This is a genomic window from Leptospira kirschneri serovar Cynopteri str. 3522 CT (assembly GCF_000243695.2).
GTDB lineage: Bacteria > Spirochaetota > Leptospiria > Leptospirales > Leptospiraceae > Leptospira > Leptospira kirschneri.
Map to the genome: position 1 here is coordinate 16,416 of NZ_AHMN02000010.1, position 20,984 is coordinate 37,399.

Annotated in this window: 16 protein-coding genes and 3 pseudogenes; 7 read left to right on the forward strand and 12 right to left on the reverse strand. The window is 34.5% G+C overall.

The genetic code is table 11. The features are described from left to right. Positions 1-560: 560 nt before the first annotated feature. Positions 561-740 (reverse strand): annotated as a pseudogene (locus LEP1GSC049_RS2000000229080) (hypothetical protein); the annotation flags it as partial. An 85-nt stretch (positions 741-825) separates the two neighbouring features. Then, complete coding sequence (locus tag LEP1GSC049_RS214310) at positions 826-1,857, reverse strand: LIC10774 family surface protein (RefSeq protein WP_004750334.1); 1,032 nt, start codon at positions 1,855-1,857, stop codon at positions 826-828. A gap of 1,004 nt (positions 1,858-2,861) precedes the next feature. On the opposite strand from LEP1GSC049_RS214310, the pseudogene LEP1GSC049_RS2000000226385 reads away from it, so the two are divergent. Continuing rightward, positions 2,862-3,022 (forward strand): annotated as a pseudogene (locus LEP1GSC049_RS2000000226385) (IS3 family transposase); the annotation flags it as partial. A 687-nt stretch (positions 3,023-3,709) separates the two neighbouring features. On the opposite strand, the gene LEP1GSC049_RS214305 reads toward LEP1GSC049_RS2000000226385, so the two are convergent. The 4 genes from LEP1GSC049_RS214305 to LEP1GSC049_RS214290 form a co-directional block, all read right to left on the reverse strand. Then, positions 3,710-4,669, reverse strand: a complete 960-nt coding sequence (locus tag LEP1GSC049_RS214305; protein WP_016560872.1) for a glycoside hydrolase family protein — start codon at positions 4,667-4,669, stop codon at positions 3,710-3,712. Positions 4,670-4,696: 27 nt separating this feature from the next. Beyond that, entirely contained in the window at positions 4,697-5,074 is a 378-nt protein-coding gene (locus LEP1GSC049_RS214300) for a DUF4087 domain-containing protein (protein WP_004750365.1), read from the reverse strand. A 749-nt stretch (positions 5,075-5,823) separates the two neighbouring features. Further along, positions 5,824-6,930: an ankyrin repeat domain-containing protein gene (locus tag LEP1GSC049_RS214295; RefSeq protein WP_016560887.1), complete on the reverse strand. Its 1,107-nt coding sequence runs from the start codon at positions 6,928-6,930 to the stop codon at positions 5,824-5,826. Positions 6,931-7,055: 125 nt separating this feature from the next. Beyond that, positions 7,056-8,168 carry an aminopeptidase gene (locus tag LEP1GSC049_RS214290; RefSeq protein WP_016560864.1) on the reverse strand — a complete coding sequence of 371 codons (1,113 nt, stop codon included), beginning with the start codon at positions 8,166-8,168 and terminating at the stop codon, positions 7,056-7,058. Here LEP1GSC049_RS214290 and LEP1GSC049_RS214285 point away from each other — a divergent pair. The 4 genes from LEP1GSC049_RS214285 (at position 8,167) to sph (ending at position 12,879) form a co-directional block, all read left to right on the forward strand. Continuing rightward, positions 8,167-9,264 (forward strand): S1C family serine protease, encoded by a 1,098-nt coding sequence (locus LEP1GSC049_RS214285; RefSeq protein ID WP_004750849.1) that lies wholly within the window; start codon positions 8,167-8,169, stop codon positions 9,262-9,264. The two genes, LEP1GSC049_RS214290 and LEP1GSC049_RS214285, sit on opposite strands and share 2 nt — an antisense overlap. Positions 9,265-9,302: 38 nt before the next feature. Then, positions 9,303-10,607 (forward strand): pyridoxal phosphate-dependent aminotransferase, encoded by a 1,305-nt coding sequence (locus LEP1GSC049_RS214280; RefSeq protein ID WP_016560866.1) that lies wholly within the window; start codon positions 9,303-9,305, stop codon positions 10,605-10,607. 32 nt (positions 10,608-10,639) lie between these two features. Continuing rightward, positions 10,640-11,410, forward strand: coding sequence for a glutamate racemase (gene murI / locus LEP1GSC049_RS214275; RefSeq protein WP_004768690.1), 771 nt, complete (start codon positions 10,640-10,642; stop codon positions 11,408-11,410). A gap of 749 nt (positions 11,411-12,159) precedes the next feature. Beyond that, positions 12,160-12,879 (forward strand): sphingomyelinase, encoded by a 720-nt coding sequence (gene sph / locus LEP1GSC049_RS214270; protein ID WP_004773491.1) that lies wholly within the window; start codon positions 12,160-12,162, stop codon positions 12,877-12,879. 109 nt (positions 12,880-12,988) lie between these two features. Here sph and LEP1GSC049_RS214265 read toward each other — a convergent pair whose 3' ends face one another. The 5 genes from LEP1GSC049_RS214265 to LEP1GSC049_RS214250 all read right to left on the reverse strand — a co-directional run bounded on the left by LEP1GSC049_RS214265 (position 12,989) and on the right by LEP1GSC049_RS214250 (position 17,643). Next, a complete protein-coding gene (locus tag LEP1GSC049_RS214265) occupies positions 12,989-13,411 on the reverse strand; it encodes a hypothetical protein (protein WP_004750336.1) in 423 nt (140 codons plus the stop codon). Positions 13,412-13,957: 546 nt separating this feature from the next. After that, a complete protein-coding gene (locus LEP1GSC049_RS2000000228775; protein WP_004759543.1) occupies positions 13,958-14,305 on the reverse strand; it encodes a hypothetical protein in 348 nt (115 codons plus the stop codon). Between the two features lie 533 nt (positions 14,306-14,838). Further along, a complete protein-coding gene (locus tag LEP1GSC049_RS214260; RefSeq protein ID WP_004762619.1) occupies positions 14,839-16,101 on the reverse strand; it encodes an ankyrin repeat domain-containing protein in 1,263 nt (420 codons plus the stop codon). 156 nt (positions 16,102-16,257) lie between these two features. Then, entirely contained in the window at positions 16,258-16,728 is a 471-nt protein-coding gene (locus LEP1GSC049_RS214255) for a hypothetical protein (protein ID WP_004759627.1), read from the reverse strand. A gap of 84 nt (positions 16,729-16,812) precedes the next feature. Continuing rightward, positions 16,813-17,643: an adenylate/guanylate cyclase domain-containing protein gene (locus LEP1GSC049_RS214250; protein WP_411776361.1), complete on the reverse strand. Its 831-nt coding sequence runs from the start codon at positions 17,641-17,643 to the stop codon at positions 16,813-16,815. Positions 17,644-18,453: 810 nt separating this feature from the next. Here LEP1GSC049_RS214250 and LEP1GSC049_RS2000000229090 point away from each other — a divergent pair. Together LEP1GSC049_RS2000000229090 and LEP1GSC049_RS214245 are read left to right on the forward strand one after the other, a co-directional pair. After that, positions 18,454-18,643 (forward strand): annotated as a pseudogene (locus tag LEP1GSC049_RS2000000229090) (hypothetical protein). A gap of 84 nt (positions 18,644-18,727) precedes the next feature. Beyond that, entirely contained in the window at positions 18,728-19,879 is a 1,152-nt protein-coding gene (locus tag LEP1GSC049_RS214245) for an SH3 domain-containing protein (RefSeq protein ID WP_004759534.1), read from the forward strand. Between the two features lie 88 nt (positions 19,880-19,967). Here the strand turns inward: LEP1GSC049_RS214245 and LEP1GSC049_RS214240 are convergent, their stop codons facing one another. Continuing rightward, complete coding sequence (locus LEP1GSC049_RS214240) at positions 19,968-20,789, reverse strand: WGR domain-containing protein (RefSeq protein ID WP_004759535.1); 822 nt, start codon at positions 20,787-20,789, stop codon at positions 19,968-19,970. Positions 20,790-20,984 lie beyond the last annotated feature (195 nt).

The following is a 20,984-nucleotide window of genomic DNA, read 5'->3' on the forward strand; positions in this document are numbered from 1 at the left end:
ATAATTCGTGGCTCATGAAAAAATCAAAAACCAAGTTGAATATATTACTCATAACTATATAATAAAGTACCTAATATTTTACATAGAATCAGCGTTTTGTGATAGAATTAACGGTACTTAATTTTATAGAGATCAGTAACGTGAGCTCAGTATGACGCGAAAGGGATCGATGCGGGGTCAATAAATTGAAAGTAAAGATGAATATGTTATATAAAGTTTCCTATATACAATTTATTGACCAGAGCGAGAGCCCGGTCCGGCTGCCTGTGGCAAGCCGGATTCGCCCAGATCTCCTTACATGGAATTCACGTTATATTAGTCTTTTTTAATAATGTTTTCTGGGGATTATCTCTCACAAGGATTTGGCGCTACCTGATGTCCTACAATATCCACGAAATTGGATTTAATTTATTTTTTAGGCTCAATTTGCGAAATCCAGTTTTAACATATTTTGATTTTATATAAAGCTGTTTAGAATTTTAGGATTAAATGAGGATATGAAATATTTAACGGATTATTTTACTCTTATCTCATACAACGATTTAAACATTCGATACTTTTCACTTTTGTTGGTAAACAATTCTTAAAGAATGATAGTTTGGCAGTGTTCTAATTTTGTGTGAATTATGTTTTCTGAATATTAGAGATATTAGAGTTGTTGAAAAATTAATTCTTGATTTGTTTCTGTTGAATTGAAATGGACAATTGAAGCAATTTTGCGAATCTTCATTATGGAATTTTCAACAACTCTATTGTAAATTTAAAGAACGACCCTTCTCGTTTTAGAAAGGTCGTCTTATTGATATTAGTATCGCCTAATACTTATTAATCGCAAGGATTTGAAGCCAAAGAATATCCAGATATATCTATGGTTCCGTAAGGTCCCGGTCTGTATATATCAACTCCTTTTGGGAAATATTGTGAGGCTTCATAAGTCGGAGGATTGTGATCCAATTTGATATTTTGCGCATAAAGCCGTCTGTTTGTATCAAATAGAAACGTTAAGTCCATTTCCAAACTACAAGAGATAGTATTATTTCCAACGCTTTTTTGAGAACCTCCACCTAAATCCGCTTTACCTAATGGACGAATCACAACTCCGTACCGATTTCGATAAATTACATTATTTTCTATTTTATTTTCGTAAGTAGTTGTATCTACAAAGATACCTACCCCATAGTTATAGTTAGGTGCATTTTTGGAGCCGATAAAATTTCCGCTTATGGTATGTCCTCCTGATGGCACGTTAGATATATTTGCAGGAAAGATTCCAATTCCTTGAGAGATCGTATTGTTTCTAACTTTAGAACCGTATGCTCTCAAAGCGATTGGGTTCTGTAAATTGAATCCGGCTATGGTAGAGTTTTCTCCGAGTAGGATTATTTCTTTAAGATCATCTGCATGAAATTGAATTGTAGTCGGTTTTGGAACTGGATGGTTTCCTGATTTATCATAAAATAGGACGAAACCTAATCCTTTTCCTAATTCATCCCCAATCAGAGTGGCTCCATCCGGAATTCGAATTGGAAATTTTTCTCCAGTTTGTTCAGAGTATTCACCTGGTGCAACATGGACGTCGTGTCTATTTCCTGCCAAAGCAATCGCTTTGGTAAGTGTTCGAAGTGGTGCATCCTTAGATCCAGGCCAGCTATCATTTCCGACAACCTTATCTACATAGAGAGGTATTCGAATGGTTAGACTCAGAGAATCATTTTTATTTGGATTAGATATATTCAAATTCGTTGGGTCGATAACTCCGGATAGAAGTGCTAAGTCGGATTCTCCACCTTCTTTTTCGTTTGTACAACCGCCTAACAGTAAAATGATGCTAAGCCATAGCAATAAAAATCGTGTCATTGATTTCTCCTAATTGGGCGACGATAAAATTTTATGTTTCATCGTCAAATTAGCTCAATTAACAGAATTTGTTTGGATATTTTTCACAAAAGTGTAAAAAGTTCTGCTTTTAAGTTGTAAGACTATAAAAGAATTTATAAAATTATAAATATAAAATTTGTTTCTATCTTAAATAACGTGAGTTCGGTTGAGAAAGACTTCTCTAAAAGTATGAGTTCCTACAATTTTAGAATTTGTTTGTAACATCGTGATTTTGTGAGAGTTCCTACATCCATTTTTTCGCGGTAAAACAAAATTTTAGGGAACAGATTCCTTATGCCGAGCTCACGTTATTTAACTTGAGTTTGGTTGAGAAAGACTTTTCTAAAAGTATGAGTTCCTACAGTTTTGAATTTGCTTGTAACATCGTGATTTTGTGAGAGTTCCCACATCATTTTACAGACAAACCTAAATTTTGTGGTAGTTCCTGGCTTGAATACGACAGAACTACTCGGACTCATGAAAATAGTACCAAGTTATTAACCATAACCAACCCCACAAGTATTTAGATTTCAATATTAAATCTTGTGGGAATTACGACAAATCCTCTGTAAAACTGAGTTCCCACCCTTATTTTTGGGTGGGGGTAACTCAATGAATTGCTTCCCATGGGTCGCAATTCAGGTGGAGAAATTCGGAAGACTTTTCTCTATCAGAAAAACATGCTTTTTGCAAGTAAAAAGACTCATTCTTGTCGGAACACTTGAAAAATGTGCGTTTTTGAGCCTTCTGATTCTAAAATCCTATTCAACTTGTGGGGTTGGTTATGGTTATTAACGACTGAATTTGCGAAAAAAATAGCGGTACTTAGAAAATACTGCAAATTCGGGATTTACGGCATTTTAGAGTAAGACCCAAAACATTCAAATTTTTGAAACAATCTAACACAAGTATTCTATTTATGCGTCGGAGTAGTATAAACTTCTATTCTCTAAATTGTAATAGTTCCCACATTTAAATACTACAATTCTAATCATAAGAATCGAGTCTCTCCTGGCTTAATTTAACGGAATTTCAAACCGAATAAGAAGAATCGGATCTGGGTTTCAGATATTACTTTTTAAGATTTTTCTTTGGTTGGATTTACCTTTGTGTAATACTGGATTTTTATTCTCGGAAAGTAGTCGATTTTATATTCTAAGTCAGTATGAATTTGGTATATAACCAATGCGAAAGGGATCGGTGAATGAACTAAAGCACAACGCTTTCCTTAAACTCAATGCATCGCTCCCTGAATGCCGATCCTTAGAGAGGTATTCGCTGAGCTTCCTGGGTTGCTCGAAGTAACTCAGCGTCTCACTCCCTGAACTCAGCAAAACGCTTTTTACGAAAGCGTTGGAAACTCAGCGTCTCGCTTCTACGGTCGCTCGACAGGATCAAGTATTGGTATTTTATAAAAACTGAATCTAGTTCTGGAATTTCACAATAACTTGACCAGAGCTAAGAGCCTGGTCCAGCCTTTGCTTGCAAAGGTTGGATTCGCCCCCATTTTACATTATGGAAAATTTACAGTAGTCGGAGAAATGGTAAAAGTTTACTACTTTAGACACATGAAAATAATATTATTCTGAGTTTATTTCAAAACTTAAAATGTGGGATCTCACACAAAAAAGCTAATAATTTTGGATCAGACTTAATTTTTGAGAATTTCTGTATCTTTGGTAAAATTTCTTGTAGGTAAAACAAAGATCTTTAGACGGACTATTTGTTTGAATGTATTCTGTAAGAGTATATATAATTTTTATTATATAGGAAATGAAAGCCGATTCGATGAACGATTTCAGGATACGATCTAAAAATACTGACTCACGTTTTAAAATGTTGATTCGATTTCTCCGATTAACAAACCGATTTTTTCTTTGCCTTTGGTCCGGTGCCAGTCGTTTCTAGCATTGAAGTATAGAAACCATTTTTTTTCTATTGGATGAAACTTAACATCCATAGCATAAATATGGCTCTTCATCCAACCGCTTGAAGGAGAAAGGATCGGTTCTTGAGAAAGAAAATCCCATTCAATTCCATCGAAAGAATTTAAAAGATAAATCGAAGAACCGGAACGACCGTTAGTATCTTGATAGATACAGTTTTCAAAGCCTACAAAACCATTTTCTGTTTTTAAAACTTTAATGGATCCAGAGGCTAAGTTGCGATTGGAAGTATCAGGAAAGATTAAAGGGTTCTTTAAAGATATGTAGGGCCCCAAAATTTCATTCGATTCAGCAACGCCGATATAAGTAGGTTCACAAAATCCACAATCTGGAATTAAACTGAGAGACGCGCTGTAATAAAGTCTATATTTGTTTTCTATTTTCACGATACAAGGATTTCCGATCGATTTACCGTAACGTGTATGCACGTGCCAATTTAAGGAAGGTTCTAAAATCTTTTTTGGGGAGGACCAGGTTTTTAGATCCTTTGAAGTGCGTATTTCGATATGTGAGTTCCATTTCCAAAATGAAAACCAAGAAAAGATGATTTGGAACGGGGTATAGCGTTCATACAATAAATAGAATATATTATTTTCTTTATATATAAAAGATCTCATTCCGTGTCGGAATAAAAGTCTACCCGAATCCCACTTAAACCCATCTTCGGATTCATATCTATGTATTCCAAAAAGAGTATGACAAAAAAGATGAAATTTCCCATCCGGAGATTCGGTGTTTAAAAGTAACGAAGGATCTGCGATTAAAGGTGTAAAACGCGGGCTTTTGAGAATTGGGTTTTGGGGATATAATTTCCAATTGATCTTTTTGAAGTCTGATGTTTTCATAAAGTAGAGTTTTGAACTTTCAACATCTCATTGAAGAAAGGATTTCCATTTTTTTAATGCAGGATCTTTTTTACAGGACTTCAGTGGTTTTGTTCTTAACGTCTGAATTGTAATCACTGTATAATCTTTATGATTTACAACTGCATCCATACAAATACATCCATATCCGTAATGTATATTTGTGCTGACCCATTCTGAGGGTTTAAATTTGGGCCATTCCCAATCATCTTTTAACTGGTAACCACCTTGAACGCCAAGAATCCATTCGCCGTCACGATCGTATAAAGTAATGTTAGCTGGAGAGGGATTGTGAAACCATCCACAGCGTGTTTCTAATAAATCTTGTTTTGAGAAAAGTGGAAAGATGGAGATTGAAATGAATAAGATTAAAAATTTGTTTAACATACTACCTTTCCTAACTTATACTTTCATTACTGATGACTGTATAACAAAATATTTAATATTTTTACTTAAATAGGTTTTTAAAGACTGTGATATTCTATATTTCTAAGTAAAAATTCTTTAGAAATACTAACTTTTCATTGTGCCATAATAGAACCATAACTTTATTATGCGTTTATAATGCGAATGGTAGAGAATTTATTTGTATAGTTCAAAATTAAAAACACTCTAAAATCTAAGTAACGTGAGTTTGGCGTTAGAAAATTGAAGCCCGCTTGGGCTCTGGTCAATAAATTGTATGCAGGAAACGTTAGCCGCGCATATGTTGGATCAGGCTTTGAACGGATAGGGTCTGTATACGAACAGTTTTATATTAGAAGAATAGAATTTACTCGGTCGGTCCATTTTTCTGGATGGAATATTCCATGACGCGTAAGCTTTTTTATTAAAAAATCGATTGTCGGAACAAAGGAAACGGGCGGTTCCGCTTCGCGGACCGGGCTTTCCGCTCCAGTCAAGTTATTGGGAAATTTTCAAAAAAAGTTCTATTTTTCTTTGTTTTCAATAACTTGACTCCGCATCAATCCCTACCGCGCAGTGAATTCTAAATCTCGCAGGAGTTTCCACAGTTTGCAGTGAATTCCAAACTTCGTAGGAAGTTCCCGCAGTTTGCAATTTCTTCCGTGTCCACTCTTCGGGGGAAGTTCACCGTTCCTCGCTAGAACCTACGCGACGGACCTTGTCGTATCGCCCTAAGGATTTTTTTCCAGGATTTTCACCGCGTCTTGATTCAAAAGTTTTCTTGCGTGTTCTAAAGGAGTATGTCCCCATCGGTTCTTCAAGTTTCTATCGGCGCCATGTTTGAGAAGATATTGGATGGTCTCAATACTATTCCATCTGATTGCTTCAAATAAGGGAGTTTGTCCGTTGTCGTCTTTAGAGTTTATATCTGCACCTTGTTTGAGAAGATATTCGATGGTCTCAATCTCATTCCATTTCATTGCTAGATGCAAGGGAGTCTGCCCGTTGTTATCTTTAGAGTTTATATCTGCGCCGTGTTTGAGAAGATATTGGATGGTCTTAATCTCATTCCATTTCGTTGTTATATGCAAGGGAGTTTGTCCGTTGTCATCTTTAGAGTTTAAATTTGCACCGTGATGTACTAGGAATTTTACTACATCCAAATTCCATCCAATCGCGGCTTTGTGTAAAGGGGTTTGATCGTTTTCATCTTTGGCGTTTATATCCGCCCCGTGTTCCACAAAAGACTGAACCAGTTTTAAATTCCCATATCCCGCTGCTATATGTAGAGGAGTCTCTCCTTCGGAAGAGGAAATATCAAGATCCGCTTTCCCCTTTTCTACGAGTAGTCGAGTGATTTCGAATTTTTGAGTCTTATCCGTTTTGATTTCCTGATTTATGGCAAAGATTAACAGAGAGTGATTGTCAAACTCTGTGTTTGGGTCCGCACCTTTTTCTAACAGTAGATTTACGATTTCCACGTTTCCTTCTTGGACTGCGTAACCCAAGGGCGTTTTGTCATAGTATGGAAGATTTATATCCGCCCCCAAATCGATCAGTTTACGAACTCCGGCTATGTCGTTTTTTTTGATCTTTACGATCAATCGACCCGATCTCCAAGTACTCGGTAGTTTCCAGTAATAGTTTGCGGTCAACGGAATGGTAATCGGGAGTAAGACCGTATCCGCTACGATACAAAGTGGAAGATCAATGATTATAAATATAAGAGCTATTTCATTGGTAAAAGGAGCATCGAGCCAAAGTTGTACTCCTCCATAAATTAATTTCGGAAATTTTCGAGCGTCTCGGTTCGATGGAGAATCTAGATTGCTATTCATCGCTTTCGATACGAGTGTCTTATACGAAGTTTCGTATAACGAAGCGAATGAGAAGCAGTTCCAGGAACCCGTTATAGCTAAGATGAACATCGATCGTAAAAAGACTTTTAACATAGATTGATTATTCATTTCTGAGCGGGTTTTGTTTGAAGCAGTGTCTTACGTTCTTCGATGGAAAGATCGATGAGATTTTTCATCCTTTCCTGAAATTTTGAGAAATTACGGTCTGCTTTTTCAAACTCTTTATAAAAAAAATCTGAACCGGAATGATAACGAAGATAACCTACAAAATCTTCGTTGTTCCAATTTTTAGAGGCTAATTTTTCTATACGAATCGTTTTGAATTCTTCTTTGGAAACAAGTAGAGAGTTTTTGAATTCCTCCAGGATTCTTTTTTTACCTTCAAATTTTTTTTCGTCGTTTAGATTCGAATCGTATAACGTGCGTAATTTGTTTGCCGTGGAAACCAAAAGTTTTTTTAATTTTTGAGATTCTTCTTTTTTTAAAAGGATTTCTTTTTTGATCGGACTATCTTTACCTTCTACAGATTCCAAAAAATGAAAGGTTCCTTCTTCTTCTACAAAACTCGCATAACTCTCGTTAAAGATAGAATCTCCCGGAAAATAAACGGTGGCGTGCGCCATTTCGTGAAATACAAGTGAGGCGACTTCATAAGGTTTTGTGTCCTCAAGCTGAGAAGAAAAAATAGGATCTTCAAACCAGCCCAAAGTGGAATACCCCGCCGTGATTCGGATTCTAGTATCCAATCCTTTTTTTTGTAGTTCTTTTTCTTCTTCCTTTGTTTTGTCCAAATCAAAGTAACCTTTATAAGGAACGGTTCCGGCAATCGGAAACCACCAAGTATAAGATTCCAATTTAAGAGGATAACAAGCGGTTACGTGCCAACCGATTTCTTTTCGATCCAATTGAACAAAAGATTTAAAACCAGCAGAAGGATTGAGGGATAGTTCTTTGATTCCGTATTCTCGGAATGTTTCTACTTCTTGTAATTTGATTTTTAATTCTTCTTTTGTATTGGGATCTTGTAGAACGGATTGAATGGATTTTCGTTTTAATAAAATGTCTAGTTGTCCGGTTCCTAAATGCCAAAGATAACTTACACAATTTTCGAACGTGAAACAAAGTAAAGTTAAGAATAAGATATTATAGAATCGAATTGTAGTTTTAGATTTACGTTTGTTTATAGAAGTAAAAAAATTGAATTTAGGTTCTAACATGGAATGGATACGTTCTCTCCCCGTCTTTAACGGAATTCTTTTAGCCGTTCTGATTTTGATTCTGATTTTTCCAAAGGATTGTTCGTTGTCTTCTATTTTCTATGGTAAAAAACCGATCAGCCCTAGAGAACAGAAGAGCGCGATCGAAATTCAAAATTCTTTTAGAAATGTTTATCGTCTTGCAAAGGATTCCGTGGTTTCCATTCGAACAAAAAAAAGTGAATCGATTACAAGTCCTTATCACTATTTTGATTTTAGAAACGAAAGACTCGCTTCTTTTGGGAGCGGATTTTTTGTTCATGAAAAAGGTTATATAGTCACGAACTATCACGTGATCGAAGACGCGGAAAGTATAGAAGTAATTACTTCCAACGGAAGCGTTCATCCCGCAAAATATATAGGAAGTCACGAAAGGGCAGACATCGCACTTTTAAAAATCAGGGAAGGTTCTGGATTGCGCGCGGTTGTATTTGGAGATTCGGATCGGATTGAAGTAGGAGACTGGGCGATAGCGATTGGTTCTCCTTTTGGTTTAGAACGTTCCTTTAGCGTAGGAGTTGTTTCGGCCAAATATAGGGAGGATTTAGATGAGACCGGACAGACTCATATTCAAACCGATAGTATGATCAATCCGGGTAGCAGTGGCGGACCTCTTTTGAATATCTACGGAGAAGTTATCGGAATCAACCGATTGATTCGAAGTGAAACTGGTCGTAACTCCGGTATCGGTTTTGCAATTCCAAGCAACTATGCTTTGAAGATTATACGAATGATAGAGTCCAATCAAGGCAGACATATTCGTTCCGCGATTTTAGGAGTGATGGCAACTGTTCCACTTCCGGATCATAGAATTGCTCTTGGAATTCCAGAGTCTTGGAATGGGGTTCTCGTTTATGATATGGATCCACAGTCTTCTGCTGAATTAGGTGGAATTAAACGTTACGATTTTATTCTAGAAGCGAATGGAATACAGATCAAAAATATTAATGATTTACGAGAACAGGTTGGAATAGTAGGACTTGGGGGCAAGATCAAGCTACGTATCTACCGGGAAAAATCGATGCAGGAACTTTCGGTAAAGTTGATTCAGAAATAAATGGATAAGAATTTTTTAGAGGAAAAAGAGAAGACTGGATGAGAAGAAACATCGTTCACAGCGGAGCAGACGCTCTGATCTATGAAATCAGACAGATCGTAGCCGTCGCAAAAAAATTAGAAGCACTGGGGCTTCAGATTACTTACGAAAACATAGGAGATCCCATCTTAAAAGGAGAATCGATTCCAGATTGGATGAAAGAAATAGTTTCCAATCTGATCTTAAAAGACAAATCCTGGGCTTATACGGCCACACAAGGATATGAACCAACTCGTAAGTTCTTAGCAGAAAAAGTGAACGAAAGGAGAGGCGCTCAGATTACAGCGGACGATCTTTTGTTTTTTAATGGACTGGGAGACGCGGTCGCAAAAATTTTCGGTTTTATGAGAAGAGAGGCGAGGGTATTAGGACCAAGCCCGGCGTATTCTACGATTTCTTCTGCGGAAGCGGCGCATAGCGGATATGAACACCTAACGTATAACTTACTTCCGGAGCACAATTGGATGCCGGATCTAGAGGATATGGAAAACAAGGTGAAATACAATGATTCTATAGCTGGAATTTTACTAATCAATCCAGATAATCCTACCGGTGCAGTATATGATAAAAGTTTAATGAAAAAGATAGTGGCGATCTGCGAAAAATACGATCTGATGCTTATCTGTGACGAAACTTATGCACACGTAAATTATTCCGATCATGGTCCACTTCATCTTTCGGAAGTAATCGGAGATAAAGTCCCCGGAATGGCGCTTAGATCCATTTCCAAGGAATTTCCCTGGCCTGGAGGACGTTGCGGATGGTTGGAAATATTTAACAAAGAGAAAGATCCGGTTTTTAGTCGTTACGTAAAATCGCTGTTAGACGCAAAGATGCTCGAAGTATGTTCTACTACTTTGCCGCAGATGGCAATTCCAGAAGTGTATTCTCATCCTGGTTTTATTCCTCATTTAAAAAGAAGAAACGAAAAATTCAAAAAACGTGCACACGTCGCAACCGAATATTTTGCAGGATTAAAAGGGGTCAAGGTAGTAGAGCCAAAAGGAGCTTTTTATCTTACGGTCGCTTTTGACGACGGCGTCTTAAATTCTTTTATGAAGTTGAACGTTGAAAATAAAAAGGCGGACCAATTTATCCAACCTCTATTGGCTTCTGCGGCAAACGACAGAAGGTTTGTATATTATTTACTTGCGTCTACGGGTATTTGTGTGGTTCCTTTATCTGCGTTTTGTACTTTAAAGGACGGATTTCGCGTAACGTTGTTGGAGGAAAACGAGGAAAAATTCAACTGGATTTACAAAACGCTTCGGGATAAAATCGGCGAGTATATCGCTTCCGCCTAACGTATAACTGAAACCAAAATGGGGACTCGAGTTTGAAAGAGCCGCTCAAGATCGGTCTGATGGATTCTGGAATGGGCGGTTTGTCCGTTTTAAAGGAACTTCTAAAATATGATTCTGAATTGGAAATCGTATATTACGGAGATCTAAAGAACAGTCCTTATGGAGAAAAGGACGCTTCTAAAATTTTAGAACTTGTCAGAGGTGTTTGTAATCTTCTACAAAAGGAAAACGTAAGTGCGATTCTGCTCGCCTGTAATACCGCAACTTCCGCGGCCGCACAAACTCTCAGAAAGGAGTTTTCAATTCCTATTTTCGGAATGGAACCTGCAATTAAACCTGCAATCTTACAAAATCCAGGAAAGAAGGTGGCTCTACTTGCCACTCCGGTTACACAAAGAGAAGAAAAATTACAAAGGCTAAAATCCGAATTAAAGGCAGAAGAATTGGTTCTGTCTATTTCTTGTCCCGGTTTGGCCGGACTTGTGGATCAGGGAAATTTTGACGAAGCCGAAAAATATCTCCGACCCATATTAAAAGATCTGCAGGAGCGGAATGTGGAGAACTTGGTACTAGGTTGTACACATTACGTTTTTCTAAAACAGATTATTCTAAAAAACTTTCCGAATGTAAAAATTTACGACGGAAATTCAGGAACTATCAAACATTTATTAAATTCGTTGCAAGTTCCAGAAATTGTTTTAAATGGAAGTCAAAATACTCGGTCTATCTATAAATTGGTTCTGAACAGCGAGGAAGAGTTTCATTTTAGGTTGGCTTGCGAACTTTTATCTTTGAAAGAATAGAGTTGTTGAAAGTTCAGATTAACAGAACTGTTTCAATCGACCGTTAGAAACAGATGGAAAATGGATTTTTCAACAATTCTAATAAAAAAGTTTACTCTACAGCACAAAGGGAAATTTAATCTTAAATTCTATCATTATTTCCGACTTTTATTTGAATTATATTTTAACGTAGTTTCACGTAAAAAGTCTTGATTCTGAACAAAGTTGGAATCTGAACTTTACAGATTGATTCTTTAAATGTGGGAACTCTCACAAAATCACAATTTTACCAACCAATTCTAAAATTGTAGGAACTCATACTTTTAAAAAATTCTTTCTCTAACGAAATTACATTAAAATGAGATTTAAATTTTGATGATGAACGTAAAAACAGAGGTTTTGTGCAAAAAATCGGATTGGACGATGATTTTTTTACTGATCTTTATAAAATTGAGTACCGTTAATTTTATCACAAAACACTGATTCTATGCAAAATATTAGGTACTTCTATTATATAGTTATGAGTAGTATTTCATAGTAGTTCCTACAATTATCAAAGTTTAACTGGTAAGTCCACGATTTATAGTAGTTCCACATCTATTTTTTTACGAAAAAAGATAAAACGGATTTCTCCAAAAATTCACGTTATTGAAGTATAAACGATTTAGTATATTAAATTTTTGTTAATATAGGGTATTTTAACCTAACCTGATTCTATTATCTTTTTCGAATTATATGTTACGATATATAAAAATTTTGAATGGAGATATATGAAAATGATACAAAATATTTTGCGAAAGAAAAAATCTGAAAAATGGAACCAATTAAAAAACTCTAAATTTTTCAGAGGTTATTACCTGTTTGTTTTTTTGTTTCTATTTGATTGTTTGCCTGATCCACAATCTTCTGAAAATAATTTATTTCTATCTTTGCTTTCTCTTTCCAAGGACCAAAGTATAACACTAACAAACGATAAATCTACTGGAAAGTCTAAAGCGACACGGAAATATGGCTGGGTTACTTTTACATCCCAAGTAACCGGAAAAAAAATCCAAGCAGACCCTGAACGACCTGACGGATGGTTAAGAGTGAATGCTTCGAGTAACACGGATTTTACGACGTTCACTTTATATCAGGATGAAGGAAATCCAGATTGTATCCAAGGCGGCCCTATCCGGATCGAACCTACCGCGTATCGAAATTATTATTGGAATTGGTGGCTTGGAGGAGGTGCGGGTAATTACGCCTATTATCCTAAATATAAAGATGGTTCTAACAAACTTCAAATTTATGTTTTAAAAGTCAGCGGCTGTTTGGAATCAGGAGATAGAGTCTTATTTTCGGATTATGATACTATCACTCAGGATGATTATTTCGTCATAGATTGGGATGGAGGCAGCTGGAATGAATATCTTTTTCTTTGGAATAAATTTCCTAAGATTCAGAGAGGGTATTTTTATGTTCAATTGAACGGAGGTCCTGAGGAATAGAGAGAATAAGAATTCTAGAATATTATGAAATAAAGAAGAGGTGAATAATTTCGTCTCTTCTTTATTTTCTATTTTAATATACTGGCGAAAAAGGGAATGTATGTTTTATTTAGTTTTTTGAATCCACAGGTTTTAAACTATATAGAAATCCAATCATAGATACATAAACCGTCATAATAATCGGGCTAAACCACCAACCGAAACTTTCGAAATAAGAACCATCCGCGGTTATGATATAATACACGTGACCAGGAATACTTACCGTTACATAAGTCGTAATAAACCAATAGCCAATTTTATGACCTAATTTATTCGTAAATCCATATACTTTAAAAAATATCTTATGTTCCCAAATAAGAGCGAATGCACTGTAAAGCATTACTGCAAATAATCCTATATCAACAATTGGAGTCATAACTTGACCCGGATCGGCTTTTCCGTCGCGCAGATAATGAGCGAAGTTAATTAAATGAAGTGTAAAACCCATCGTAAACAAAAGTGGAAGAGATTTTTCGGCGTGAAATTTCAACATAGATTTCCTCATAGTTGATCACTCATTTTTTAAGAAAGGTAAGTGATCGTTACTTTTTTTAAAAAAAACACTTAGATTCGCTTGCTGTCAAAACTTTTAATCTACTTTTATAAAAGCATCAGTTGATTCTAAGTATAAAATATAAAAGTAGAACTCACTTATTATGACTTAATAAAGTGAGTATTGCTTACTGTTCTATAAATTAAAACGTTCGTTTTTAAGATAAATCTAGCGGAAATTTTACGGTTTGATTGCGGCTGTATCTACTAAAAATTCAAGAAAGAAACTTTTTGATAAGGCAGTTTTGATATTCAGTTGATTTAAGACAGTGATAGAAAATGTAAAAATAGTTGATTTCGTATTTTATTAGGGGATTGGTTTTAAAAATAAAAGTTTATACTGCGCTAAGAAAATTTAAAATTAATTATAATTTTATAATATTCTTTAAATATAAATTTAAAAGGATCAAAAATGACTCTTTAAATTTGTATTGAGTCGGGTTTAAATTTTTTTATCTCACAAAATTCAATTATTGAAGTATAAAAATTAATCTATCAAAAAGATTTGGCCGTCGTGATTTCCGACTAAAATCGGTATTAATTCTTTGTCTAGGATGATTATATCCTTTCCTTCCATTCGATCTATATTGAAGTTTTCTGTTATAAAACTTTGAATTTCTTTTTGATGAACATCGAATATTTTATTTTTAAAAGTTAAAATTGGATGTACTGATAAAAGATAATACCCTGGTTTTTCCAAAAATTGAATTGCGAGTTTTTTATCAATTTCGGTTCTACCTAAGTTTTTATTAATGTTTTCTATTATCGAGTCTATTTTTTTATAAAGTGGATGTTTTAGATTTACTTCATATCCTGGAAAATGTGGTTCTGTCATATTCGAATTCAATTATATACTTTTATTGACTTGTAGATATAGATTTTTAAACAACTCTAATATAAATTTGATAAGTACAGAAATTTTTTCTATAAAACACAGAACACTTGCAAGATTTTATGAACTCACGGCGTTTACAAGTTTCTTTTGATTGATATCTTCATACAAAATCTAAGTTTTATCCAATTTAAATCTTTAAAAGATCTGAAATCTATTTAGGAAAACAATCAAAACATTCTATTTTTTAAATCCTCAAATAAAATTAAATCGGACTATCGCTTTGGTATAAAAGTGTTTGATTTTTTACATTAGAGTTGTTGAAAAATTCCATAGTGAAGATTCGTAAAATTGCTTCAATTGTCCATTCAATCCAATACAAACAGATCAAGAATTAATTTTTCAACAACTCTATTCAAAAAAGACTTTGTAATAAAGATTCAAGATATTCTATTTTATAGGGATCAGTAGAATCTCTAAACCAAATAAAAAAATACTAAAATACTATAATAAATTTAAATTCTATAAAATAATATTTAATGAATATGTTCTAAAAACAAATATTTGAAATTTACAATTTTATTGAGTTTATCAAAAATGCCTCTTTGATTCAAATTATCTAATATTTGATTGAATAAATCTGGGCTTATCTCTCCTGCCTCGTAGGAGTCTAAGTCAAAAGCTTCTTCCGGAAATTCATAAAAACCTTGATACTTCCAAGAACCTGAATTATTCGGATCTTCTCCTTCTAGTCCAAAAGATAAAGTTCCGTCTTCAATTGCAAAAACGGCTACGGTTTTATCTCCGTGTTCGATGGAAAACTTTTGAATTCCTTCCTCAATTGCTTTTACAAGTTTTGGTGAAAATACTTTGTCTCTTTTTTTCAAATAAGCTACAATTTTTCCACAACCGTTCCCTTTAGCCCTACCTAAAGCGGTGTATCCTTCCTGATTTGGGGTATTAGGATTAGCGCCACATTCTAAAATAAAAGAGAAAGGTTCTAAATATTCGTTTTCGGATGCCAAATTTACAAGACATTCGCCTATAATGACGTTAGGCGTTCTTTGGATAATCTTTTGCATCATATCAATCGAATGCGAATCCGATTTTTGATACAAATACCAAGCCGCGGCTTGCGGTAAAAAAGCGGCAGAACCTTTGGGAGTTAAAATCTGCATGGATAAAAAAGAAGGAATCAAAGAAAGTATAGTTTCAAAAGTTTGAATATCTACGGTTTCTATCGCTTTTTGGACCTCGTTATTGATTACATGATATTTCTCCAGAGTTTCTATAAAATTAGAATCTTGAACCAAAGGTTGGAAGTTTTCATCTTGTAAAAAGCGATTTTTTGACGAACCCATGATTAAACAATCTCGGATTGAATTCAACATTTCCTCTTTATGATCGGTTACTGCGTAATAACGTGCTTTCTGAAAAAATATATTAGAATTTATGCAATTATCATCCTTTAAAAATGACATCGTTTCCATAATTTCATGATCTTTTAAAATTGCGGCCAAGGAAAACGAATCTGCAACAAATTCTTCGGCTCTTGTATCTTTTTTTCCCGCTTTTAATACTTTGATAAAATCATCTTTGCGAGAAATAAAAACTTCTCTCCAAATCTCTTTTGCTTTTTTCAAATTTCCAGAATTAAGAAATTGTGTAAATTTACCGTATTCTTTTTTACACCAGCTCGAAAGGATCGAGAATTCTCGACCTAAAGAATTTTGAATTTCATCGTAGCTGATTGCTAAAATTTGGTCTGGAAAATGGTTTTTAGATCTTTTTAGGCTCATATTTTTTAGAATCCTTATATTTTATTCTTTGTAAATTTATAATGTACTAAACTAAAGATTTGTTTTTTGCATTTTAAAAATCTAATCTTGAAACCACTTAAGTCTAAGTTTACAAATTTTTTTGTTTTTGCAATTATGCCAGAGTGATAAAAAGTTTTATTTTTTTCTGGTTCCATAAATAACCCGATTAAATGTATTTAGGAAAGATTGAATTATAATTTTTGAATGTGATTTTTTTAAAAAAATATCGTTTATTTCTTTTTCAATTTCAATTGGTTCTATACAAGTGGAATAAAACCATTTTTCATCTTTAACGGATGCACTGACGGTTATGAGTTTTTCCTCGGTTATATCTTGTATAAAATGGACCGCTTCTTGATACATTTCGTCGTAATCTCCGTAAAAGTGCGTATGGAAAAAGTCCATAAAAACGGATAATTCATCCCCTTCTGTAGTTAATAAAAATGTTTGGAAACCTTTTGATAAAAATTTTAGGTTTATAAAATACGAATCTTCGTACTGATTTTTTTTAAAGTTAATTTCTGAAAACCAGTCTGGTTTTTCTTCGGATAATTTCTGAATCAGATATTTGGATAAGTTATCATTTTTAAATTTTTCGATATTCATAATAATGATAGTAGCAATGTGTTAAAAAATCAATTCCATGAAACAAAATAGATGGAGAATTCGTTCTTCAACAATTTTATTATCTTAATTCAATAATGCAAAATCGATGTTATGCGATTGAGCGGTACCGAACTCAGATTTTAACCCTTCTAAAAAATACATCAGAATTTCTCCTTTGTTTTTTGCGGCAATTTTACCTCTGGATGTGAAGATAAAAAATGGACTTAGAAGTTTATAGCTTTCTTCCGAAACGTTGATTTTTCCCGCTTCTCCGGATGATTCCATTCGGCTTGCAATGTTTACCGTATCTCCCCAAATATCGTAGCTGAATTTATTTTTACCGATTACTCCTGCTGCAACCGGACCTGTATGAAATCCGATACGAACGTCCCAATAGGGAATTCCATTTTTCTTTTTTTCTTCTTTGAGTTTTTGAATTGCGTCGCACATTTTGAGAGCCGCAAGCGCTACGTCAAAAACGTGAGTCTGATTTACTTCCGGAACTCCTCCTACACACATAAAACTGTCTCCGATCGTTTTGATTTTTTCGAGACCGTGATCCGCACAAATCTGATCGAATAACGAGAAACATTCGTCTAGATTGGAAATCAATTCTTCGGGAGACATACTTTCTGAAATTTGTGTAAAACCTTTAAAATCGGTAAATAAAACAGTCGCTGAATTTATGGATACGGGCGCCACTCGATTGTTCTTTTTGAGTTCGGCTGCAATGGAAACCGGAAGAATATTGTGTAATAATCGGTCGGATTCGTCTCGCGCGTCTTGAAGCCTTTTTTCAAAAATCTCGTTTACGTTTTCTTGATAGTCTTTACTTTGTTCGAATATGATTTGCCAGGCTTCATTGCGATCTATATTAGGAATTGTAAAAATGATTTCTCGCATCAATTCGCGCATATTATTTTCTACTCGGATCAAAAAGGAAATGGAAAATCCAGTTCTATTATAATCAAATTGTCTAAAATTATTTAAAGTCGCTTCTTTAAAACGGGAATTGATTTCGGTCGTATTATTACGAAGTGCTAATATGCGTTCTATATAAAGTCGATTATAACGGTCAAAATTATATTCGTCGTAGTGAAATAAAAATCGATTTCTTTTTGCCCATTCTCGAATTAAATTAAAAGGAGGCTCTTCGGTTTGTTCTATTTTTGGAAATTCAATAGAAAGTCTGGATAGGATTTCACGATTGGCTTCTCCCGACGTTTTACCGTCGTAACCAATCTGAATTTGAAGTGGTTCCGGTTTGGAAAGCTCTTCAATTAGATGATGATAAAAGTAACGAGCTATTTCGTATGAGATTAAATTACGTAACGTTTCCATTTGTATTACCGAGTAAATAATTTTCTTTTAGACTTCCAGCCTTTTAATTTGACAAAAAAACTTTAAATAGATTCTGATCATTGTATTTATAGATTTAGTGTTTAGAAAAAATTTTTAGATGATTTTATTTACAATTTTATATTTTGATTTTTTGAGAATAGAGTTGTTAAAAAGTTAATTGTTTCCATTGCATTGAAATAGACGATTGAATCAGTTTTGTTAAACTGCGCTATGAAAATTTCAACAACTTTAATTGAATTTTAAATAAATCATCATTTATATACATAATTTTACTCAATTTACGGAGAGTCTCCATGAATATCGTTACTAGGTATCGGTTAACGCAAGTTCGGTAGAATCCAATGCGAAAGCGATTGAGGCGGGATGAACAAATTGAATTTAGGAAGAGATTTTGTCATTCCTCAATTTGTTCATCGGAGCTGAAAGCGCGGTCCGGCGAACGCCGGATTCGCCCAATTTTTTACGTAGAATCCTACGTTTCAAAGTGAAGTGATACTCATTATGAATTCTTTTTTTGTAAAACGTAAAATTATTCGTGAGAACACTTGTTTGAGAAAAGTTCTTTCTATTTTTTCAATTTCAAATTACGTTGAATGAAATCGATAGGAAAGATTAAATTAAAGGTAGAAAAATTTACATGGATTTTGTGATAAGAACCGAAAAAATTTCCGTTATGGAAACAAAACTAAAACTTCAAAAAAATAAAATGAATTCAGATTTTTATAAAATTATAATATTCGTATTGTTTTTTTCTACTTTTTTTAGCCCGGGGGTGGCGGAACAAAAACAAATCAAGAAATATGTTCTTATCTCGGAAGGTAAGTTGAACGTAAGAGATAAACCTAAAAATGGAAAAGTGCTGTTTCAATTGCAAAAAGGTGAATCCGTTTTTGTAAAAGAAAATTCGAGTTCCGATGGTTGGGTGGAAATATTTACAAAATCGGAAACGAAGGGGTTCGTAACTACTGAATTTTTAGGTAAAAAATCTCCGGAAGAATTAGAAAACGCAAAACTTTTCGGCTCGGTTTATACGGATACACAAGGTTCTAGATTTCGATCTTTGGCAATTCGAACAAAAGACGGATGGATTCCTGCTGGACCTGGAGAATACAAAGCGGAAACTCTCTTTTTAGAAAAAAAGATTCTTAAAACAAAAGAGAATGCAACCGTATACGAACAAACGAACGTGGCTGGAGAATTTGTCCCTGAAAAAAACGACAAAGCCGGTTGCGAAGAATATGACGTTTTAAAGGGGAATTTAAATTCTTATAAGAAAATTAATACTTTAAAATATTCTATATTTGGAATGTTTGGTTCTAAAATAGGAGATCAGGTCCGTTCTGAAAAATGGATTCCTTCTGAAAAAATTTCTAAGTTTTTAGAATCAACTGAAGGTTCGTTTTTTAAAAAACAACATCCTAAGTCGGAAGAGTTAAAATTTTTGAAACAAGGTGATTTGTATAAGATTGTTTCTCCAAAAAAAGAATACGTCGTAGTTCGATACTCTATTCAAATCGAAACGGAAGAAAAATCTTATCATTCCTCAATTTACGAATTAGAAAACGAAAGTCTGGGAAAAAAGATATTCGAAAAATTTGAAGTGTTGCCCAAGGATCAGTCAGTTTACGGTGGAAAATTTCATTTGATAGATGTTTTTGACTTAGACGAAGACGGTACTCCGATTTTGATTTGGCATCACAATGGATTTGACGGTTTTGTAAACGAGTTTTCTAAAATCAAAAACGGCAAAGTGGAACCTATGTTTTTGGCGGGTGGGGACGCTTGTTGAATTAAATATTGTGTTTGGATCTATAGTAATTTATTCTTAAGTTTACTCGATCCAAGTGCAACTAACGTTCACTTGGATCTTAGATCGTTTAATCTTCGTCGTCTTCTTCTTCCAGTTTTCCAAAAACCAAACCTTCTGGGTCCATAGAACAAGCCCAACCGTCGTGTTCACATACATATACTCTAAAGTTTTTTACGGTTTTTAATTTTTTAAATGACTTATCTTTTACCGCAAGAGAAACGGCACGTCCCATCGTCCTAGCCACTAAATTCCAAATATAGTTTTTAAGTAGCCCATATCCTTTGTCTTGATAACCTAACGAGTCGTAGGCGTCTGCCATAATTTTTCCAGGTTCGTGTAGACAAAATTCTCCTAAGGTTGGTCCTTCTTCGAAGTATTCGTCGTCATCTCCAATTCCGAAATAAAATTCGCTGCAACCGATTCCATATTCTCTAAAGTTTTGATTATTACATTCCGCTACAAAACCAGTTAGTCTTTCTTCTTCATCCTCCATTTCTTCTTTTGCGCTTTCAAACGATTCTACAACATTATGAAATAGTTGTTTTTCGTATTCGTCCCAAGGAAGTGCAGATAATTTTTCTAAAAACGGAGCTAATTCTGGCAACTGAGAAACTGCGGTTTTTAATTCCTCTACGTTTTTTTCGATTTCTTCTCTGGCTCTACCTTGAGGTGGAGCGGGAGCGTCTGCTTCTATATAACCTTTTTTTAATTTTTCAGAGAGTAATTTTTTGGCTTCTTTGAGACAGGTTTCTTCGTCGTCAAAGTTTTTAGTTTGTGTTTGCCCGGAAGAACCTGTTTTTCCATAGATTACGGTAAATGAATCTCCGGAAACTTCTATCTGCCAGAATTTATCCGAACCGCCGTCTTTGAATGTTAGGTAGTGTTTCATGATTTTTTCCTGTTAAAGATGTACGAATATATATACTTGTTATCTTTTAATTGAGACTTGTCTTACTGTAAAAAAAAAATGTATGGTGATTGATACTTTCTCACAAAGTTTTTATTTTTATTCGAACTGAATTTTCCAGGCTCGTGTTCTAAATTGAATTGTGGATCGATTTGAAAAGTATATCGACGTTAAGTA

What these genes read in the sequence shown, in the direction of transcription:
- LEP1GSC049_RS214310 (WP_004750334.1), bottom strand. Translation starts at nt 1,857, where the DNA reads ATGACACGATTTTTATTGCTATGGCTTAGCATCATTTTACTGTTAGGC.
- LEP1GSC049_RS214305 (WP_016560872.1), bottom strand. Translation starts at nt 4,669, where the DNA reads ATGAAAACATCAGACTTCAAAAAGATCAATTGGAAATTATATCCCCAA.
- LEP1GSC049_RS214300 (WP_004750365.1), bottom strand. Translation starts at nt 5,074, where the DNA reads ATGTTAAACAAATTTTTAATCTTATTCATTTCAATCTCCATCTTTCCA.
- LEP1GSC049_RS214295 (WP_016560887.1), bottom strand. Translation starts at nt 6,930, where the DNA reads ATGAATAGCAATCTAGATTCTCCATCGAACCGAGACGCTCGAAAATTT.
- LEP1GSC049_RS214285 (WP_004750849.1), top strand. Translation starts at nt 8,167, where the DNA reads ATGGAATGGATACGTTCTCTCCCCGTCTTTAACGGAATTCTTTTAGCC.
- LEP1GSC049_RS214290 (WP_016560864.1), bottom strand. Translation starts at nt 8,168, where the DNA reads ATGTTAGAACCTAAATTCAATTTTTTTACTTCTATAAACAAACGTAAA.
- LEP1GSC049_RS214280 (WP_016560866.1), top strand. Translation starts at nt 9,303, where the DNA reads ATGAGAAGAAACATCGTTCACAGCGGAGCAGACGCTCTGATCTATGAA.
- sph (WP_004773491.1), top strand. Translation starts at nt 12,160, where the DNA reads ATGAAAATGATACAAAATATTTTGCGAAAGAAAAAATCTGAAAAATGG.
- LEP1GSC049_RS214265 (WP_004750336.1), bottom strand. Translation starts at nt 13,411, where the DNA reads ATGTTGAAATTTCACGCCGAAAAATCTCTTCCACTTTTGTTTACGATG.
- LEP1GSC049_RS2000000228775 (WP_004759543.1), bottom strand. Translation starts at nt 14,305, where the DNA reads ATGACAGAACCACATTTTCCAGGATATGAAGTAAATCTAAAACATCCA.
- LEP1GSC049_RS214260 (WP_004762619.1), bottom strand. Translation starts at nt 16,101, where the DNA reads ATGAGCCTAAAAAGATCTAAAAACCATTTTCCAGACCAAATTTTAGCA.
- LEP1GSC049_RS214255 (WP_004759627.1), bottom strand. Translation starts at nt 16,728, where the DNA reads ATGAATATCGAAAAATTTAAAAATGATAACTTATCCAAATATCTGATT.
- LEP1GSC049_RS214250 (WP_411776361.1), bottom strand. Translation starts at nt 17,643, where the DNA reads ATGCGCGAATTGATGCGAGAAATCATTTTTACAATTCCTAATATAGAT.
- LEP1GSC049_RS214245 (WP_004759534.1), top strand. Translation starts at nt 18,728, where the DNA reads ATGGATTTTGTGATAAGAACCGAAAAAATTTCCGTTATGGAAACAAAA.
- LEP1GSC049_RS214240 (WP_004759535.1), bottom strand. Translation starts at nt 20,789, where the DNA reads ATGAAACACTACCTAACATTCAAAGACGGCGGTTCGGATAAATTCTGG.